The sequence below is a fragment of the Paraburkholderia solitsugae genome (assembly GCF_013177695.1).
GTDB classification, from domain to species: domain Bacteria; phylum Pseudomonadota; class Gammaproteobacteria; order Burkholderiales; family Burkholderiaceae; genus Paraburkholderia; species Paraburkholderia solitsugae.
Genome location: NZ_WOEY01000004.1, coordinates 21,814 through 40,801, shown reverse-complemented (window position 1 = coordinate 40,801; position 18,988 = coordinate 21,814). Strand labels below are relative to the sequence as shown.

Genomic DNA, 18,988 nt, shown 5'->3' with positions numbered 1-18,988 from the left:
ATTCGGTTCTGCTTCTCACCTACGTGGTCGGCGACGTATCGCTGCTCGGCGGGTGCGCACCTGGGTCGGGCGGCAGGGCGGTCAACAGCCGCGGCCCGTGCTGCGCACCGGCCTTCCAGCCCGCCTGCCAATCCGTTTCGCCGACGGGTTGCGCCGCCAGCATCACGAGGCTATGCGCGGCCACTTCGACCTCTGGCACCGCCAACCGGTGCGGCGCGCTTTCCGGCTCCGCCGTATCTAGCAGCACTTGCCATTCCAGGTGTGGCGCGGGTGGCGTAAAACGCAGCGTTTCCTCCGCCGCGTTGAGCATCATCAACAATACTTCCGTTTCGCCATTCAAACTTGGACCCGCGCGCCGAAGCGTGAACGCGCGGCCCTCGGGGTCCTGCCAGGCTTCGATGGTGAGTGGGTCGCCGTGTTCATCGAACCAGCCGACATCGAACAAACCCGGCAACACTTCGCGGTCGCCGAACAGAAAGCGCGTTTCGCGAAGCAGCGGATGCTGTTTGCGCAGTGCGATCACGCGCGCGACGAACGCGGTCATCTCGCGTCCGTCGGGCGACTCCGCGCGCTCCCAGTCAAGCCATGATAGTTCGTTATCCTGGCAGTACGCATTGTTGTTGCCGTTCTGCGTACGCAGCGATTCATCGCCTGCCAGCATCATGGGCGTGCCGAGCGCCATCAGCAGCGTGGCGATCAGCGAGCGGGCCACGCGCTTGCGGGTTTCGAGAATGGCCGGATCGTCGGTCGGGCCTTCTACGCCCCAATTTCGACTGCAGTTTTCATTGTGGCCGTCGTTGTTGTCTTCGCCATTCGCCTCGTTGTGTTTGTGCTCGTACGCGGTGACATCGGCGAGCGTAAAACCGTCATGCGACGTGACGAAGTTGACTGACGCCCACGGTTTCCGGAAACGCCGGTTGAACAGATCGGCGGAACCGGTTAGACGCGCGGCGAGATCGGGGCGCAGGCCCGCGTCACCGCGCCAGAAGCGGCGCACCGTGTCGCGGAAACGGTCGTTCCATTCGGCGAACCCCGGTGGGTGATTGCCGAGTTGATAACCGCCTGGGCCGATGTCCCATGGCTCGGAAATCAGTTTGCGTTGCGACAGGATCGGGTCTTGGCGCAATGCGTCGAAGAAGCCGGAGCCGGGATCGAAGCCATGCTGTTCGCGGCCGAGCGTCACGCCGAGATCGAAACGGAAGCCGTCGATATTGAACTTGGTCGACCAGTAGCGCAGCGAATCCATCACCATCTGCAGTACACGCGGATGCGGGAGGTTCACGGTATTGCCGCAGCCGGTGTCGTTGATATTGTGGCGTTCGTCGCCGGGAATCAGGCGGTAGTAGCTGGCGTTGTCGAGACCGCGCCATGAGACGGTCGGCCCCATCTCGTTGCCTTCGCAGGTGTGGTTGTAGACCACGTCGAGAATCACTTCGATGCCGGCCGCATGCAACTGACGCACGGCGATGCGCATTTCATCGAGACGGTGCGTACTCAGATACGACGGCTCCGGTGCAAAAAACGCCGCGGTGTTGTAACCCCAGTAGTTGCGCAGGCCGCGCTCCACCAGAAAGCGGTCGTTCAGGAACGCATGCACGGGCAGCAATTCGACGGCGGTCACGCCGAGCTTCAGCAAATGCTCGATGAACTCCGGCGAAGCCAGCGCGGCGAATGTGCCGCGTTCGTGCTGCCGCAAATCGGGCCGCAACATCGACACGCCGCGCACGTGCGCCTCGTAGACGATGGTTTCACCCCACGGCACATTCGGACGCTTGTCGTGCGACCAGTCGAAGGCTTCGTCGATGACGACGCACTTCGGCATGGCCGGCGCCGAATCGCGCCGGTCGATGGAAAGATCGGCGCGATTCGAATGCACGCGATACCCGAACAGCGCATCGGACCAGCGAAACTGCCCGACCAGTTTGCGCGCATACGGATCGAGCAATAGCTTGTGCGGATTGAAGCGATGCCCATGCTGCGGCTGATACGGCCCGTGCGCGCGAAAGCCGTACGCCGTGCCGGGGTGCGCGTTGGGCAAATAGCCGTGCCAGACTTCGTCGGTGCATTCGGGCAGCGTGAAGCGCCTCATTTCCTTGCGACCGGTGGGATCGAACAGGCAAAGCTCGATTTTCTGCGCATTCGCCGAGAACACCGCAAAGTTGACGCCGAGGCCATCCCAGCTAGCGCCGAGCGGATAGGGCGAGCCGGGCAGAAGCCGGTCGGGCAGTGCATGCGACATGATTCCCCTTCCTTGTTCTGTTTTATGAACGCTATCGTGGGACTTCATGCAACGAGCGCGCGGCCTGGCCGCCGCGCGCTCGCCTTACAACCTATCCATCAATCCGCGCGCAAAACGATCGTCGCCAAAGGCGGCAGCGTCAGCGCAGCGGAATGCGGCCAGCCGTGGCTCGAGAGGTTGTCGGTATGGATCAGCCCACCGTTGCCCATGTTCGAGCCACCGTACACGCTGGCATCCGTATTCAGCACTTCCACCCAGCGGCCGCCGCGCGGCATGCCGATCCGGTATCCGACCCGCGGCACCGGCGTCATATTGCACACGACGACGAGTTCGCGCCCCTCGCCATCGGTGCGGCGGTAGGCGTACACGCTGTTGCCGCTGTCGTCGCCGACCAGCCATTGGAAGCCGCCCGGCTCGCTGTCGAGCCGGTGTAGCGCAGGTTCCTCGCTGTACAGATGGTTCAGGTCGCGCACGAGCTTCTGCACGCCGTGATGGTTCGGATCGTCAAGCAGATGCCAGTGTGGCGACGTGTCGTGGTCGAATTCCGCCATCTGGCCGAATTCGCCGCCCATGAACAGCAGCTTCTTGCCTGGATGCGTCCACATGAAGCCGAAGTACGCGCGCAGGTTGGCGAACTTCTGCCATCTGTCGCCGGGCATCTTGCCGAGCAGCGAGCCTTTGCCGTGCACCACTTCGTCGTGCGAAAGCGGCAGCACGAAACGCTCGGAATACGCGTACACCATGCCGAACGTCATCATGTGGTGATGGTATTGGCGGTAGACCGGATCTTCTTCCATGTAGTGCAACGTGTCGTGCATCCAGCCCATATTCCACTTGAACTGGAAGCCGAGGCCGCCGTCTTCGACGCGCGCCGTGACGCCTGGCCACGCGGTCGATTCTTCGGCGATCGTGATCGCGCCCGGCACACCCGGCACATAGCCGACTTCATGATTCAGCCGCTTCAGAAACGCGATCGATTCGAGGTTTTCGCGTCCGCCGTAGATATTCGGCACCCACTCACCGGGCTCGCGCGAATAGTCGCGATACAGCATCGAGGCGACCGCGTCCACGCGCAGGGCATCGACGTGATAGCGCTTCAACCACGCGAGGCCCGATGCCACCAGGAACGCGCTCACCTCGTTGCGGCCGAGGTTGTAGATCATCGTATTCCAGTCCTGGTGAAAGCCTTCGCGCGGATCGGCGTGCTCGTAGAGCGGCGTGCCGTCGAAGTCGAGCAGGCCATGCGCGTCGTTCGGAAAGTGCGCCGGCACCCAGTCGAGAATCACGCCGAGACCGGCCTCGTGCGCCTTGTCGACGAACCGGGCGAACTGCTCGGGTTTGCCGAAGCGCGCCGACGGCGCGAACTGTCCGAGCGGCTGATAGCCCCACGACCCGCCGAACGGATGCTCGGCAATCGGCATGAATTCAACGTGCGTGAAGCCCATGCTTTTCACGTAAGGAATCAGCCGCTCGGCGAGTTCTTCCCAGGTGAGGCCACGCTGACCTTCTTCGGCGACGCGCAGCCACGATTCGGCATGCACTTCGTAGATCGAGATCGGCGCGCGCGGGGTTTGTTTGGCGGCGCGCGACTGAATCCAGTCGTGATCGGTCCATTCAAACTGTTCGATCTCGTCGACATGCGCGACCACCGACGCGGTGCCCGGCGGCTTTTCCGTTTGCATCGCGCATGGATCGGCCTTCAGCGGCAGCGGATGACCGTCGCGCGATAGCAGCTCGTATTTGTAGCGCGTGCCCGGGCCGACGCGCGGCACGAACAATTCCCATACACCGGCCTGATGACGCAACCGCATCGGATGACGGCGGCCATCCCACGAATTGAAATCGCCAACCACCGACACGCGCCGCGCGTTCGGCGCCCATACGGCAAAGCGCACGCCTGGCACGCCGTCGACCTCCATCGGGCGCGCGCCGAGGCATTCGAGCACCGCGTACGGGTCGCCGCCGGCAAGACGGCCCAGCGGCTCGTCGCCGAGAACGGGGCCAAACGAATACGTATCCTCGATGTCCTGCACGGTGCCGTGCCAGTCGATGCGCAAGCGGTACGGCGCGGCAGAGGTGACCCGACCTGCGAACAGCCCCGGTCTGAGTGGCTCCAGCTCGCCGAGCGTTGCTCCATCGGCGCGCGAAATCACGGTGACGTGCGTGGCGTTCGGCAACAGCGCGCGCACCACCGGACCCACGTCGGTCTGATGCATGCCGAGCTGCGAGAATGGATCAGGATGACGCGCTTCAACGAGCGCGTCGATATCGAGCGGTTGCAGGCCTGCGGCCGGATCATGCTCACTCATAGTCGCCCTCGGCCGGATTAGGCGGTGTGGCGGCGCCTGGCGCCTGGGTTGATGGATCGTGCGGGTGGCCGGTGTCGCCGAGCAACCGGCTGGTCAGCGCGGCAAGGCCGCGTACCGGCAAACTGAGCCACGTCGGACGGTTGGCCGCTTCGTAACGGATTTCGTACGCGGCTTTTTCGATCAGGAATAGATCGAGCAACGCCTGTTCGGCTTCGGGCGCCACCAGCGGCGTCGGCGAATCTGCGACGGCAGCGCGGTATGCCTTCAGGAACGCTTCGGTAGCGTGCGCGCGGAAACGCTCGAAGAGCGTGCGCTTGCGATCGGCGGTTTGCGGCGGCGCGCTTTCCATCGTGGACTGCGCCGCGGCGCTCGCATAGGACAGTGAGCGCATCAAACCGGCCACGTCGCGCAGCGGGCTCGACTTCTGGCGCCGTTCCTCTAACGTACGTGCGGGCTCGCCTTCGAAGTCGATCAGATACGCGTCGCCCTGCGCGACCAGCACTTGACCCAGATGGAAGTCACCGTGAATGCGCGTGCGCAATGCACCCGCATTGCCTGAGACTAATTTGTTGACGGCGTCGACCAGCGCGGCGCGGCGGTCGATCAGGCTTTGCGCCAATGCCTGGGTGTCGGGATCGCTCATCTGTCCGATGCGTGGCGCGAGCAGATCGAGCGCGCTGGCGAGCATGGACTGCGTGCCGTCGACCCACGCCTTCACCTGTTCGGCGCTGGCGTGCTCCGGCGCGAACGCCGGGTCGTCGGAAGGCGACGCGAGCGCGACGTGCAATTCGCCCAGCCGCTTGCCGATGATGCCGGCGAGCTGGCTGTAGCCTTCCATGAGAATCGCTTCGTTGTCGCGGTCCGGCGATTGCCCGTCCGTATCGACGGCGATGGCGAGTTCGTCCACCGAGCGGCGCAGGTAGTCGAGCGACCAGTTCCAGGCGTCGCCCTGATTGTCGATATAGCCTTGCACGATAGCGAGTGTATGCGGCACGCCTTCGGGATCGACGCGCACGACTTCACCATACAGCGGCGCGGTGTTCGCGTAGCCGAGCTGGGTCAAATAGCGGCTGATTTCCGCTTCCGGATGAATGCCGCTCACCAGACGCCGCACCAGTTTCAACACCGCGGCATCGGCGATGATCAGCGAGCTGTTGCTTTGCTCGGCCGCCAGCCAGCGGATCTCGGGCCGTTCACCGAGATCATCGAGTTCGGCGAAACGCTCGGTTGGAATGAACTTGATCTCGCTCTTCTGTACGGTCGGCACGACCGCGTGTTCGCGCAGCTTGCGCATCACGCCATGAGCGAAGATGGGCAGCGCGAACGCGTCTGTCAGATGGCCGACGTTACGGCCGCGGCGCACGCGCGCGAGTGCCAGTTGCATGAACAGCGGCGTGGTGGTTTCACCGCCCCACGTGATGGCGATCGGCACGACGTAGCGCTCAGTGTGATTGCCCACGTCCGCTTCGATTTCGGTGAAGGCGAAGCCGCCGTTGGGGATCGTCGTCAGCGCGGCGAGGTGCACGGCATGCATCTTCTGATCCTTCGAGGCAAACCAGCGGCGCCGGCTCAGCCACGACGGCAGCACTTCGGATTCGAGCAGGCGCACGTTTTCCGGCGTCGGGCCGACCTGGCCCTCGCGGATCACGATGGTGACGAATTCCGGCAGCGGCTCCGAATGCGCCTGCGCCCACGTCGGACGCTGGCTACCCGAGCACAGCATGAACCACAGGAAGCCGTACGGCGGGAAGGTCAGCAGATAGGTGAGCTGGCCGATGGCCGGAAACACGGAATCAGCGGTCATTTCTATCGGTACCGAGCCGTTGAATTCGGACAGATCGAGTTCGACAGCTTGCGGTGCGCGCGACAGATTCGCCACGCACAGGATCGGCGGTTCGCCCGGCAACTCGCGCAGATACGCGAGAATCTTGCGGTTTTCCGGCTTCAGGAAGCGGATCGTGCCGCGTCCGAAGGTCTGTTTCGCGCGGCGCGTGGCGAGCATGCGCCGGGTCCAGTTCAGCAGCGAATGCGGATCGCGGCTTTGCGCTTCGACATTGACGGCGTCGAAGCCGTACAACGCACCCATCACCGGCGGCAGGACCAGTTGTTCAGGATCGGCGCGCGAGAAGCCACCGTTGCGATCCGACGACCATTGCATCGGTGTGCGCACGCCGTCACGGTCGCCGAGGTGAATGTTGTCGCCCATGCCGAGCTCGTCGCCGTAATAGATCACGGGCGTGCCGGGCATCGACAGCAGCAGCGAATTGATCAGCTCGATGCGGCGGCGGTCGCGCTCCATGAGCGGCGCGAGGCGGCGCCGAATGCCGAGGTTCAGGCGCGCGCGGCGATCGCTCGCGTAGGTGTTCCACAGGTAATCGCGCTCGGAATCCGTCACCATTTCGAGCGTCAGTTCATCGTGATTGCGCAGGAAAATCGCCCACTGGTTCGTTTCCGCGAGATCCGGCGTCTGCCGCATGATGTCGGTGATCGGGAAGCGGTCTTCGCTCGCAATCGACATATAGATGCGCGGCATCAGCGGAAAGTGGAACGCCATGTGGCATTCGTCTTCGTCGCCGAAATATTCCTTCACGTCTTCCGGCCACTGGTTCGCTTCGGCGAGCAGCATGCGGTTCGGATACTCGGCGTCGATGGTCGCACGGATCTTCTTCAGCACCGCGTGCGTTTCCGGCAGGTTCTCGTTGTTGGTGCCTTCGCGTTCGACCAGATACGGCACCGCGTCGAGCCGCAGCCCGTCGATGCCCATGTCGAGCCAGAAGCGCATGACCTGCAGCACTTCCTTCAGCACGGCCGGATTGTCGAAGTTCAGATCGGGCTGGTGCGAATAGAAACGGTGCCAGAAGTAAGCGCCTGCGACCGGATCATGCGTCCAGTTCGACGGCTCCGAATCGATGAAGATGATCCGCGTTTCCTGATACTTCTGATCGGTATCGGACCACACATAGTAGTTGCGATGATTCGACCCCGGCTTCGCGCGCCGGGCGCGCTGAAACCATGGGTGCTGATCGGATGTGTGGTTGATCACCAGCTCCGTAATCACGCGGATGCCGCGTGCGTGCGCTTCCTGAATGAAGCGCTTCACGTCCGATAGCTGGCCGTAATCGGGATGCACGTTGCGGTAATCGGCGATGTCGTAGCCGTCGTCGCGGCGCGGCGACGGATAGAACGGCAGCAACCAGATCGCATTCACACCAAGCTCGGCAATGTAATCGAGCTTCGCGATCAGGCCCGGAAAATCGCCGACGCCGTCGTTGTTCGCGTCGAAAAACGACTTGATGTGCACCTGATAGATGATCGCGTCTTTGTACCAGAGCGGATCGTCGCTGAGCGCGGCGGGTTTGCCGCGCCGCGCCGTCCGCGCTTTCGCCGCGCCCCCGGCGTCTGTGCTCGCATGGTCCTGCGACGTGCTTTGGGCTGGATCGTCACGCTTCATGTCGCACCTTCCGTAAAGGTTGGGTTGCCAGCGTCGTCTGCGTGATAGTCGCTGTCGGCGCCATCTGGGCGTTCAGCGGGCAAGCCGCCGAGCGGCGCGATGCGCCAGATCGAAAATGGCTGGCTCGAACCGAGCCGGATATGCTGCCAGCGGCCGTGCCATTCGAAACGCGCACCGGTCATCTGATCAGTCACTTCCAGCGCGCCATGGTCGTGCAGATTCCAGTGCTGGAAAGTGTCCCACGACAATTCGATATCCGCGCCCTGTTCGTTGAACGGGTCGAGATTGATCGCCACGAGGATGACGTTGTCGCGTGCTTCGGTCGCTTTTTCGAAGAACAGCACGCGGTCATTGTGCGCCGGCAGGAACGTTAAGCCGAGATGTGTTTGCAATGCCGGGTTCGCACGGCGAATCCGGTTCAACGCACTGATCTCGCCGACGATGTTGCCGGGCCGGTTCCAGTCCCACGCGCGCAGTTGATATTTCTCGGAGTCGAGATATTCCTCGCTGTTCGGCAGCGCGGCGGCCTCGCACAATTCGAAACCACTGTATACGCCCCACAAGCCGGCGAGTGTGGAGGCCAACGCGGCCCGAATCAGGAAACCCGAACGTCCGGACGACTGCAAATGCCGCGGGTTGATATCCGGCGTATTGACGAAGAAATTCGGCCGGTAGAAATCACGCGCGCTGGTTTGCGTGAGTTCGGTCAGGTACTCGATGAAGTCGCGCTTCGACTCACGCCACGTGAAATACGTGTACGACTGCGAGAAGCCGATCTTGCCGAGGCGGTTCATCATGCGCGGCCGCGTGAAGGCTTCGGCGAGGAAGATCGTGTCGGGATAGCGCGAGCGCACATCGTCGATCACCCATTCCCAGAACGGCAGCGGCTTGGTGTGCGGATTGTCGACGCGGAAAATATACACACCCGCTTCGATCCAGAAAAGGAATACGTCGCGTAGCGCAAGCCACAAATCAGGCTTGGCGTCGTGCGCATAGAAGTCGGGATTGACGATGTCCTGATACTTCTTTGGCGGATTCTCCGCGTATCGCAGCGTGCCGTCGGGGCGCCAGGCGAACCACGTCGGATGCGCCTTCAGCCACGGATGATCCGGCGAGCACTGGATCGCGAAGTCGAGCGCGATTTCGAGGCCGTGCGTGTGGGCAGCGGCCAGCATCTGCTTGAAGTCGTCGAGCGTGCCGAGTTCGGGATGCACGGCGGTGTGGCCGCCTTCGGCCGCGCCGATCGCATACGGGCTGCCGACATCCCCCGGTTGCGCGCTGAGCGTGTTGTTGCGGCCTTTGCGGTTGGCGATACCGATTGGGTGGATCGGCGGGAAGTACAGCACGTCGAAACCCATGTCGCGGATGCGCGGCAGTTTCGTGACGACGTCAGCGAAGGTGCCGTGACGTGATTCGTCGTCGCTCATCGAGCGCGGGAAGATCTCGTACCAACTTGCGAAACGCGCGGCGGTCCGCTCGGCATCGATCTTGTAGACGATCGGATCGCGGCTCAGGAACGGGCGGTGGCGCGCGGCGGTCATCGCTTCCGCAGTGGCCGGCGCGAGGATCAACGCAAGCTTCGCTTCGGCGTCGGCCTTGGCGAAGACCTTGACGATATGGTCGAGCGGCTCGGTCACCGCACCTTCCGCCGTTTCCACTTCGGCGAGCACCAGCGCGAACAGATGCGTGGCTTCTTCGAGTTCCAGCTCGACAGTTTGGCCTGCCTTCAGCTTCTTCTGGATATGCTCGACTAGCGACGCAAAGTCGTCGCGCCATGCGATGACCGTGAATTCGTGCCGGCCGAGGCGCTCCAGCGGGATGCGTGCTTGCCAGATATCGAGGCCGGCCGGTGGTGCCGGACGCATCGGTACCTCGTGCCAGGCGGTTTCGTCGGCGGCGCGCCAGACGACGGCGGCGGCGATCTTGTCGTGACCTTCGGCGAAGATCGCGGCGGTGATTTCGGCGCGCTCGCCCACGGTGCGTTTGGCCGGAAAGCGTCCGTTATCGACCGAGGGTGTCACGCTTTCAATCGCCACGCGCGGCGCGCTGATCGCTTCGAGCACGGTCTTGTGGCCGCTGCGCTTACTGGTCGCCTTGTCGATCGGCGGCGCGAGACGGATCGGTTCATCGGCGACCCCGCGGAACAGGTGGACTGCGCCGGGCGCGAGCGTGAACGGCGCCAATGTGGCGGGCGGGGCATGCCCGGGTGCGTCGAGCGGGACGAAGCGCGTGAAGTTGCCCGGTACGCCCGCGAGGAAGCGGGCCGGATCGACGCGCACAGGCGCACTGAGTTCAGGATTGATGGCGATCAGGATCGCTTCTCCGGCGTCACGCAGATCGGGTGTGTCGCCGCGCAGCAACACCGCCGCGGGCGCGGCGGGCCCGCTTAGCGGGCGCAATTCGCCGTTGGTGTGCAGCGTCTTCGTCGTGCGCACCACCTCGTTCGCATGGCTGATTCGCTCCGAGAGATCGAATGGCCTTGACCGGCAGGCGAGGGCGAACTGCGCAGCGTCGCCGCGTGTCTGCGACATCGGCTCGTTGATGCCGTATTCGAAGCCCATCGGCATCATCCAGCCGGTGCCGGTCGAAGCCGACGCGAACAGCGCGCGCCGGTAGGCCCGCTCGACGATGGCGGCGTCGTGCGCATCGCTGAGATCGGCGGCGAGGCGGGTGCCGTAAGGCGCTTCGGGAAAGGCGATGGGGGCGGCGATGCGGGCGAGCGCGGCATGCTCTTCCACCATCCAGCTGGCGCGGAAGTCCCACCAGCGCACCGACGAGAACACGCTGTCGAAGCCTGCGCCTTCGAGGCCGAGCAGATCGCTGCGAGCAAGACCCGGCGTCGCGGCGAGGAAACGCACCTCGGGATGCTTCGCGCGCACCGCGTCGCCGAGTTGCCGCCAAACCGCGGCCGGCACGCGATGCGGCGAATCGAACCGGAAGCCGCCGACCCCGGCATCGGCCAGTGCCAGCAATTGCTGCGTCCACCAGCCGACTAGCGCGGCACGGCTGGCGGCGTCGTTGAAGTTGGCATACGCGACGTTGTCTTCGTGATGCACGTGGCGCGGATCGAGCCGCGCCTCGTCAGACTCGAATGAGTGGAACCAGCCGGCATGTTCGGCGTACAGCGCACCATCAGCGGCCATCCGATCGATCACCAGATCGATCTGCAAAGCCAAACCGTCCTGGCGGGCGGCGTGCGCGAGCGTGCGGATCGCCTCCGTGGCCGGTTGCTGAGTCTCGAACACCGGATGCAGGCGGCCGTGGTTGCCCACCACCTGTCCGTGGCCCGCCCGGCCCGGCTCGAAGAGGCCGCCGATCAGCGCGTGATCGAAGCCCAGTCCGGCTGCGTGAGCGAACTGCGCAGGCCATGCATCGAGCGGCCCGACGAGAAGTGAATGGAAAAAGTAGATCCGTGGCGCGTACCCGTTTGGAGATTCCATCGGTCGTTTCCAGATTCGTCCTGCTGCGGTGTGGATGCAATTGGCATGCGATCACAACGCTCATTGGGCTTCCAGAGCCGGATGCCGCGCGATGCGTGAAGCGAGGGCGCGTACTGGTCAATGTAGTGCAAAGATCGTCACGCCGCTGGCCAGTAGCGGGTGCTTTGACGCCAGGCGTCGGTGGCACGGGGCCGGCCAGCATTATTCGTAAGACGCAGCAAACGGTGTGCCAGTGCGTTCTGAACGGAAGCGAAGGGGTGGGCAAGCGCGCGCCCTAAGGGAAGGCGCGACGGGCGGCCAGAAGAGGCGGGGGTGCGCCGGTGGACGCCCCGCGTGTAAAAGGGACGGGCGTCGCCCGCGTTTTACACGGGTGGAGCAAGGTGAGTGCCGGGGTCGCAAAAAGCGATGTGGCGCCCGGCGGGGGCAAGCGTTGTGAGGGCAAAAAGCGTTCAGAGAAGCTCGGCGGGTCAAGAACCGACCAGGCCTGCGGCAATGTTCACGCACAAGCCGAGCACGGCGACGTTGAAGTAGAACGACAGGATCGATTGCGCGAGCGTGGCGCGGCGAATCGAACGCGATCTCAGCACCACGTCCGAGGTTTGCGAGGCCACGGCAATGGTGAACGAGAAATACATGAAGTCCCAGTAGTCCGGCTGTAGCTTGTGGTCGGGAAACAGCAGCGGGGTCTCGGTTGCATCGGTGTCGTAGTAAAGCCGCGCGTAGTGCATGGTGAAAATGGTCGGGATCAGGAACCATGCGCCGATCATCGTCAAGCCGGTCAACAGGTAGTGCCACGCGGTCGAGGCGCCGCCCGTGCCCTTCGCCGAGGCCAGTTCGAGCACGATCGCGGCAATGCTGGCGATCGTCGCGACGCAGATCACTAGCAGCACGATGCCCGCGTTTTCATCATCGCGTCTCGCGAATTCCCGGACGCGGCCTTCGTCGGCGGCAGCCATATGCACCCAGATCAGCAGGAGATAGCTCCATATTGCGGCGTCCCAACCCGCCAGCATGCGCATCAATGGACGCGTGTGCTCAGGCACGGCCAGCGCAGCCACGACGCCGAGGGCAAGACCGATCAGCATGCGCGGTCGATTGCGAAGAACCTGCGGATAATATTTTGTGAGCATGGGGGGCAAGAGTGGAGGGTCGTCTGTGTCGCGGATTCTACCCGTGCCTCGGGCACCATTTGTCGAATCGGTGAATCACAGGCTATAGTCTTTTGCAGCGGCCCTGCGCGCCGCCTTCAGTTGAAAGGCGATTGGCAGGCGGCACGCTTTCGCCGTGCGTGCCGCGCCGTGAAGCTGTTTCACAAGGCTGTCATCGGCACGACGCAATGCGGCTCGCATCCGCATTGTGCGGCCACACAAGATCGCTTAAGCTGCGCTGGACCAGGTTTGGGGTAGAGAAATCGACGCAACGTGCGAGCGGCATCACGCGATCGCCGCGTTGCCGGTTGAGAATGACTCACGATCGACTCACCATCTGGAGTCCCCATGACAGATGTTCCTGAGAACAACGATGCGCACCACCAAGTGACGCGGTCGGCCAGGTTTTCGTCGTCAACTCCGTCTTCGCTGAGATCTTTGCAGTCGCCCTCGCTTCAAGCCTCGCGTTCGTTTTCGTTTTCGGCCTCGCGCAGAGCATGGGTGCTGGGCGCATGCGCCACGGCTGTCGCGCTTACGTTTGCCGGCGCGGGCCGCTCGCTCTCGTGGATCGCTCCGGCGTTCGCCGATGCGCCCGCCGGCGGCGGACTCGATGCCTTCCTTGCGCTCTCGCAACGTCTCACTGGCCACACGGGTTTCGACGCCGTGCTCGGCAAACGTGTCTACGACGCCCTCGCCAAATCCGACAGCCAATTCTCCCAGAACGTCGCCGCGCTCAACACGTGGCTGCAAGGCCATGGCGGCGTGCCGTCCGATACCGTCACGCAGGCATTGGAGGCCGATCAGCCGGCGCTAGCGAAATCCGTGAGCGCGATCATGCGCGCGTGGTATCTCGGTCTCGTGGGCGACATGCCGCATGTGGACGTGGTCGCTTACGAAAAAGCGCTGATGTTCGAGCCGGTCAATGACGTGCTGACGATTCCGTCTTATTGCCGCGACGTGCCGTTCTACTGGACGCAGAAGCCGGTGAGCGCCTGAACGACGTTCCTCTCGCGCGTGCCGTCGCGTCGTATCGCCTGATTGAGTCGTTCGATGAAACGCCGGCGCGCGAAACCAGCAAGCAACGATAAGCCGGCACAACGTGCATGGGACCAGAGTAAGTGCTTTGCATGGGACCAGAGTAAGCGCTAAAGCGCCAACTCTGGTCGACATCGAAGAGGGTAACAATGGCAATCTCAAATTCAGCCGACATCGTCGTGGTCGGGTCGGGCGTGGCAGGTGGGCTGGTTGCGCATCAGATGGCGTTGGCCGGTGCATCGGTGATTCTGCTCGAAGCCGGGCCGCGCATTCCGCGCTGGCAGATCGTCGAGAACTTCCGCAATTCGCCGGTCAAGTCCGACTTCGCGACGCCGTATCCCTCCACGCCATACGCGCCGCATCCCGAGTACGCGCCCGCCAACAATTATCTGATCCAGAAGGGCGACTATCCGTACAACTCACAATATGTGCGGCTGGTCGGCGGCACGACGTGGCACTGGGCGGCCGCTGCGTGGCGGCTATTGCCGTCGGACTTCCAGTTGCACAAGCTGTATGGCGTGGGACGTGATTGGCCCTATCCGTACGAAACACTGGAGCCGTGGTATCTGGCGGCTGAAGTGCAATTGGGCGTTTCCGGGCCGGACAGCACGATCGATCTCGGTTCACCGCGCTCGAAGCCGTATCCAATGAGCGCGTTGCCACTGTCGTACATGGATCAGCGCTTTAGCGACGTGCTCAACGCGCAGGGCTTCAAGGTGGTGCCCGAGCCGGTCGCGCGTAACAGCCGTCCGTACGATGCGCGGCCCACCTGCTGCGGCAACAACAACTGCATGCCGATCTGCCCGATCGCAGCAATGTACAACGGCGTGGTGCATGCGGAGAAGGCCGAGCAGGCCGGCGCGAAGCTGATCCCCCAGGCGGTCGTGTACCGCGTCGAAGCGGACAACAAAGGGCACATCACAGCAGTCCACTACAAGGACCCGAACGGCAACAGTACTCGCGTGACCGGCAAGCTGTTCGTGCTCGCCGCGAACGGCATTGAAACGCCGAAGCTGATGCTGATGTCGACCACCGACAAATTCCCGCACGGTATCGGCAACAGCTCCGACCAGGTGGGCCGTAACCTGATGGACCATCCGGGCACGGGTGTCACCTTCCTCGCCAACGAACCGTTGTGGCCCGGACGCGGGCCGATGGAGATGACCTCGATCGTCAACTTCCGCGACGGCGCGTTCCGCTCCGACTACGCGGCGAAAAAGCTGCATCTGTCGAACGGCGTGCCGACCATGAGCGTGACCGCCGATCTGCTGAAAAAAGGCCTCACCGGCGCCGAACTCGACCGGCAGATCCGCGACCGTACGGGACGCACGCTGAACATCAACAGCTTTCACGAGCACCTCCCGGAGCCGCAGAACCGCGTGGTGCCTTCGGCGGATCACAAGGACGCGCTCGGCATTCCGCAGCCCGAGATTTACTACTCGATCAACGACTACGTGAAGAAGAGCGCGGCGAACACGCATGAACTGTATGCGCAGATCGCCTCGCTCTTCGGCGGCGCCGAGGTCTCGTTCGACGATACGTTCGCGCCGAACAATCACATCATGGGTACCACCATCATGGGCAGCGATCCTGGGGATTCGGTCGTCGACGTGGACTGCCGCACGCACGATCACTCGAATCTGTTCATCGCCAGCAGCGGCGTGATGCCGACTGCTGCCTCCGTGAATTGCACGCTGACGATCGCGGCCTTGTCGCTGAAACTGGCCGACAAGCTCAAGCGTGAAATCTGAGCCCTGAACGGAGAGCCACAATGACGAACAACACCTCTCGCGTTCAGCCGGCCGATGCGCTGGTCCAGAGCATGCGTCGCCGCCGCTTCCGGGTGGCAACGCTGGCGGCGGCCTTTTCGCTGTTTGCGCTGTATGTCGCCTGGCACGAAGCGCATGGACCTGGCATGCGACATAGCGACGAACTGCCGATCACGCAAGCCCGCGCGGACGACGCTGCGCAACCCGCTATCGCGGGAGCCACGCCGACGGTGGCCAGCAGCGATCTCGTAAAACGCGGTGAATATCTCGCACGCGCCGGCGACTGCGTTGCTTGCCACACGGCTGACAAAGCACGCCCGTTCGCGGGCGGCCTGCCGATCAACACGCCGTTCGGCACGATCGTGACGCCCAACATCACGCCCGACCCGGACACCGGCATCGGCCAATGGAGCGACGCCGATTTTCTACGCGCGATGCATGAAGGCGTCGGCAAGAGCGGCGAGCGGCTTTATCCGGCCTTCCCCTACGCGGAGTACACCAAGGTCACCGATCAGGATGTGCTGGCCATTCGCGCGTACCTGAACACGCTCACGCCGATCCACTACGCGCCGCCGAGCAATAGCCTGAAGTTTCCGTTCAACCAGCGCTGGCTGATGGTGTTCTGGAATCTGTTCAATTTCGACGAAGGCCGCTTCGTCCCCGATCCGAAGCAAAGCCCCGAGCTGAACCGCGGCGCGTATCTGGTCCAAGGCCTCGCGCATTGCGAGGAATGCCATACGCCGCGCAATTTCATGCAGGGGTTGAAGACGAGTTCGCGCTTCTCCGGCGCGGTGCAGGCCGGCTGGCATGCGTACAACATCACGCCTGACAAAAACAGCGGCGTGGGCAACTGGAGCGATGACGAACTGGCGGCGTATCTGTCGACCGGCGCGGCGCCGGGCCGCGCCAATGCAGCGGGCCCCATGGCCGAAGTGGTGACCGACAGCACGCAATATCTGACGCGGGAGGACGTTGGCTCGATCGTCACGTATCTGCGCTCGGTGCCGCCGATCAACGGCGGAGAATCGCGCCCGCGCGATCAGTGGGGCAATCCCGCCGTCGATGACGTCACCGCGTTGCGCGGTACCACGATCAACACGGTGAACGGTGCGCAACTGTTCATCGCCAATTGTGCGACGTGCCATAACTGGACCGGTCAGGGTGTCGGTGCAAGCGCGCCGGGCGCGTATCCGTCGCTGATCCACAACTCGGCGGTTGGCGCGAGCGACGCCAACAATCTGGCGATGGTGATCCTGCACGGCGTCAGTCGTACGACGAAACAGGCTGATGTGTTGATGCCCGCGTTCGCCACCCAACTCACCGACGATCAGGTGGCCGCCATCACCAACTATGTGACCAAACAGTTCGGTAATCCGCAGTCCACTGTGACGGTAGATCAGGTCGCTACGCTGCGCACGCAGCAATAACGACTGCGCCGACGGCGCGTTTTCCGGTAAGTCCTGCCGGAGACGCGCCGTTTTCGCGTCATTTCTACATCATTCCTTCGATACGGGACGCCAGGAAAAGAGAGGCAACGCGCATACGCACTTGCGGCTGCCGCACTATCATGAGCGAATGGCTTCCGTACTTTTCGACCCCGTCCAGCATCATTCGGCCAATCGGAGCGGCCGCGACTTTGTCGTAGGCGATTTGCATGGCTGTGTCGATGCACTGCGCTATCTGCTGCGCGACATCGCGTTCGACCCGGCGCGCGACCGGCTCTTTTCGGTCGGCGATCTGGTAGACCGCGGTGAACATTCAGAGCAGGCTCTGGCCCTGCTCGACAAACCGTGGTTTCACGCCGTGCTCGGCAATCACGAAGACACCCTGTGCGCCGTCGCCGATGGGCGCATGCGGCGCCAGTGGTGGTATGGAATCGGCGGAACATGGGCGCAGAATGTGTCCGACGAACGCCTGCGGCACTACGCCGAACGTCTGCGGACGCTGCCACTCGTGCGTGTGGTCGGCAGCGGCAAGGAGCGCTTCAATATTCTGCACGCCGAATTTTTCGGCACGGACGCCGAGCTTGACGCCGGGAATTTTTCCGCCGAAACGCGCCAGCAATTGCTGTGGGGGCGCGATCTGGCCTTGGGCAACGGTGATCCGCTGCGGCAGCGCGGCCTTTCGCTGACCTATTGCGGCCATACGCCGATGCGCGACATCCAGCAGATCGGCTCGCAGATTTTCATCGACACCGGCGCATTCGGGCCCGGCGGCAAGTTGACGATCGTCGAGCCTCAGGCGTTGCGGCGCTGGTCGATCTCGGTTGAGGCGGCGCGGGAGAGCGGGGCGGCGGCGTTGGCCTTACCTTGATTGTTTCGAGTCTCTTAGCCCACCTGATTGAGCTCGAACACGATATCGATGCTCGTGCCATTCCAGTTGTATTCCAGATACGCCGCGTGATGGCAGTCGCGCAGCAGCGTGGTGCTGAACGCGGCGAGGCACTCGCCTTCGTCATCCCGCACGGACGGATACACGATGCCCGGCGCGCCGGCCTCGCGCAGGGCACGGCCGAGCGATTGTCCGGCGACATAGTCGTTGGGCGACAGCACCGCGAGATCGAGCGATACGTCGCCGCGGATATCGACCACGTTGCCTTGCGCCACCACGGTGTAGAGCCGCATCTGCTGCCGCATGGGCGGCTCCGCGGTCGCCTCCAGAAATTTCCCGGCGTGGTAGCGCGTCTCCGCGATCGCCGTGGCACGCGAGCGGGCGCAATAGAACACGCCATATGTGCCGTCTGAGAAGCGGCTGCCGAGTGGATTCAGGTGCGTCAACGCGGCCATGATCGGTCCGTATCCCGGGCCGAAACGGCGCTCATCGCGTGGCACGAGATCGAGCTCGCCGACTTCGGTTCGCAAGCGGTCGTTGGTCATTGCTTCGAGTGCGTAGAGGGCGTCGAAATCTTCCGGCGATGCGACCCGGTCGAACAGATTGACGGCCGGAAACCGCGTTGGAATCACGCGATACGCGGGCGACCAGTCGAGCGGCGCGGTGCGCCAGCGGTCCTGCCAATGCGGTTCTGTCACGCCCAGCCGCCTCGCATCGCGTCGAGATACTGGCGCACGGCCACGAGATCGCTGATATTGCCGGCCAGCATGCGGTCCAGCGCGCGGCGGCCGCCGAACGGCGGCGCGCTGTTGGGGCGCTTGATCCAGGTGTCGGCGGCGCTGGGCTGCGGCAGCAGGATTTGCAGCGCCTTATAGATGCCGAGCAGCAGCGAGAGGCGTTCCAGCGTGTCGCGCGCCAGACGTGCTGTCTGCGGTGCGGATTTCCATTTGAAGTAGGTGGAGCGGCCCGGCGAGCCGAGCAACATGATCTGCTCTTCGGTGCTCAAGTCCCAGTCTCGCGCAATGTTGAAGAACGCGCGCAGACCCGCCGCCGACATTTCCGTGAGCGAGGGTTCCGAAACCGGCCGGCGGATCGGCGGTTCGGGCTGGGTGGCACGGGCAGCGTGAGCCATGATTGGGTGAGTCCTTATCTGTACTTTAGATTGATATTAGTCTAAAAATGGATTTTTGCAAGGGAATATAATCCCGGCTCGTTATGAAGCCGAAGATCAGGAGAAGCAGGAGATGTGGGTTCGAGCAGTAGCAA

The 18,988-nt window shown here is 63.4% G+C and carries 11 protein-coding genes; 4 read left to right on the top strand and 7 right to left on the bottom strand.

Annotated features, from left to right (window positions below):
- Nucleotides 1-19: 19 nt before the first annotated feature.
- From glgX to GNZ12_RS00745, 5 genes are all read right to left on the bottom strand, one after another.
- Nucleotides 20-2,239, bottom strand: coding sequence for a glycogen debranching protein GlgX (gene glgX / locus GNZ12_RS00765; protein WP_172308560.1), 2,220 nt, complete (start codon nt 2,237-2,239; stop codon nt 20-22).
- A gap of 98 nt (nt 2,240-2,337) precedes the next feature.
- A complete protein-coding gene (gene glgB / locus GNZ12_RS00760) occupies nt 2,338-4,548 on the bottom strand; it encodes a 1,4-alpha-glucan branching protein GlgB (protein ID WP_172308559.1) in 2,211 nt (736 codons plus the stop codon).
- Nucleotides 4,541-7,999, bottom strand: a complete 3,459-nt coding sequence (gene treS / locus GNZ12_RS00755; protein WP_172308558.1) for a maltose alpha-D-glucosyltransferase — start codon at nt 7,997-7,999, stop codon at nt 4,541-4,543. The genes glgB and treS overlap by 8 nt, the downstream gene beginning before the upstream one ends.
- A complete protein-coding gene (locus GNZ12_RS00750) occupies nt 7,996-11,439 on the bottom strand; it encodes an alpha-1,4-glucan--maltose-1-phosphate maltosyltransferase (RefSeq protein WP_172308557.1) in 3,444 nt (1,147 codons plus the stop codon). The genes treS and GNZ12_RS00750 overlap by 4 nt, the downstream gene beginning before the upstream one ends.
- Before the next feature lie 467 nt (nt 11,440-11,906).
- Nucleotides 11,907-12,569, bottom strand: a complete 663-nt coding sequence (locus GNZ12_RS00745; protein ID WP_172308556.1) for a DUF1345 domain-containing protein — start codon at nt 12,567-12,569, stop codon at nt 11,907-11,909.
- 366 nt (nt 12,570-12,935) lie between these two features.
- On the opposite strand from GNZ12_RS00745, the gene GNZ12_RS00740 reads away from it, so the two are divergent.
- From GNZ12_RS00740 to GNZ12_RS00725, 4 genes are all read left to right on the top strand, one after another.
- Nucleotides 12,936-13,583 carry a sugar dehydrogenase complex small subunit gene (locus tag GNZ12_RS00740; RefSeq protein WP_172308555.1) on the top strand — a complete coding sequence of 216 codons (648 nt, stop codon included), beginning with the start codon at nt 12,936-12,938 and terminating at the stop codon, nt 13,581-13,583.
- A gap of 188 nt (nt 13,584-13,771) precedes the next feature.
- A complete protein-coding gene (locus GNZ12_RS00735; RefSeq protein ID WP_172308554.1) occupies nt 13,772-15,373 on the top strand; it encodes a GMC family oxidoreductase in 1,602 nt (533 codons plus the stop codon).
- Between the two features lie 20 nt (nt 15,374-15,393).
- Nucleotides 15,394-16,818 (top strand): cytochrome c, encoded by a 1,425-nt coding sequence (locus GNZ12_RS00730; protein ID WP_172308553.1) that lies wholly within the window; start codon nt 15,394-15,396, stop codon nt 16,816-16,818.
- A 148-nt stretch (nt 16,819-16,966) separates the two neighbouring features.
- Complete coding sequence (locus tag GNZ12_RS00725) at nt 16,967-17,704, top strand: metallophosphoesterase (RefSeq protein WP_172308552.1); 738 nt, start codon at nt 16,967-16,969, stop codon at nt 17,702-17,704.
- Between the two features lie 14 nt (nt 17,705-17,718).
- Here GNZ12_RS00725 and GNZ12_RS00720 read toward each other — a convergent pair whose 3' ends face one another.
- A complete protein-coding gene (locus tag GNZ12_RS00720; protein ID WP_172308551.1) occupies nt 17,719-18,420 on the bottom strand; it encodes an RES family NAD+ phosphorylase in 702 nt (233 codons plus the stop codon).
- A complete protein-coding gene (locus tag GNZ12_RS00715; protein ID WP_172308550.1) occupies nt 18,417-18,854 on the bottom strand; it encodes an MbcA/ParS/Xre antitoxin family protein in 438 nt (145 codons plus the stop codon). Before GNZ12_RS00715 ends, GNZ12_RS00720 begins: the two co-directional genes overlap by 4 nt.
- Nucleotides 18,855-18,988: the final 134 nt, after the last annotated feature.

Excerpts from the sequence above, each read along its gene's own strand:
- glgX (WP_172308560.1), bottom strand. The coding sequence starts at position 2,239 with ATGTCGCATGCACTGCCCGACCGGCTTCTGCCCGGCTCGCCCTATCCG.
- glgB (WP_172308559.1), bottom strand. The coding sequence starts at position 4,548 with ATGAGTGAGCATGATCCGGCCGCAGGCCTGCAACCGCTCGATATCGAC.
- treS (WP_172308558.1), bottom strand. The coding sequence starts at position 7,999 with ATGAAGCGTGACGATCCAGCCCAAAGCACGTCGCAGGACCATGCGAGC.
- GNZ12_RS00750 (WP_172308557.1), bottom strand. The coding sequence starts at position 11,439 with ATGGAATCTCCAAACGGGTACGCGCCACGGATCTACTTTTTCCATTCA.
- GNZ12_RS00745 (WP_172308556.1), bottom strand. The coding sequence starts at position 12,569 with ATGCTCACAAAATATTATCCGCAGGTTCTTCGCAATCGACCGCGCATG.
- GNZ12_RS00740 (WP_172308555.1), top strand. The coding sequence starts at position 12,936 with ATGACAGATGTTCCTGAGAACAACGATGCGCACCACCAAGTGACGCGG.
- GNZ12_RS00735 (WP_172308554.1), top strand. The coding sequence starts at position 13,772 with ATGGCAATCTCAAATTCAGCCGACATCGTCGTGGTCGGGTCGGGCGTG.
- GNZ12_RS00730 (WP_172308553.1), top strand. The coding sequence starts at position 15,394 with ATGACGAACAACACCTCTCGCGTTCAGCCGGCCGATGCGCTGGTCCAG.
- GNZ12_RS00725 (WP_172308552.1), top strand. The coding sequence starts at position 16,967 with ATGGCTTCCGTACTTTTCGACCCCGTCCAGCATCATTCGGCCAATCGG.
- GNZ12_RS00715 (WP_172308550.1), bottom strand. The coding sequence starts at position 18,854 with ATGGCTCACGCTGCCCGTGCCACCCAGCCCGAACCGCCGATCCGCCGG.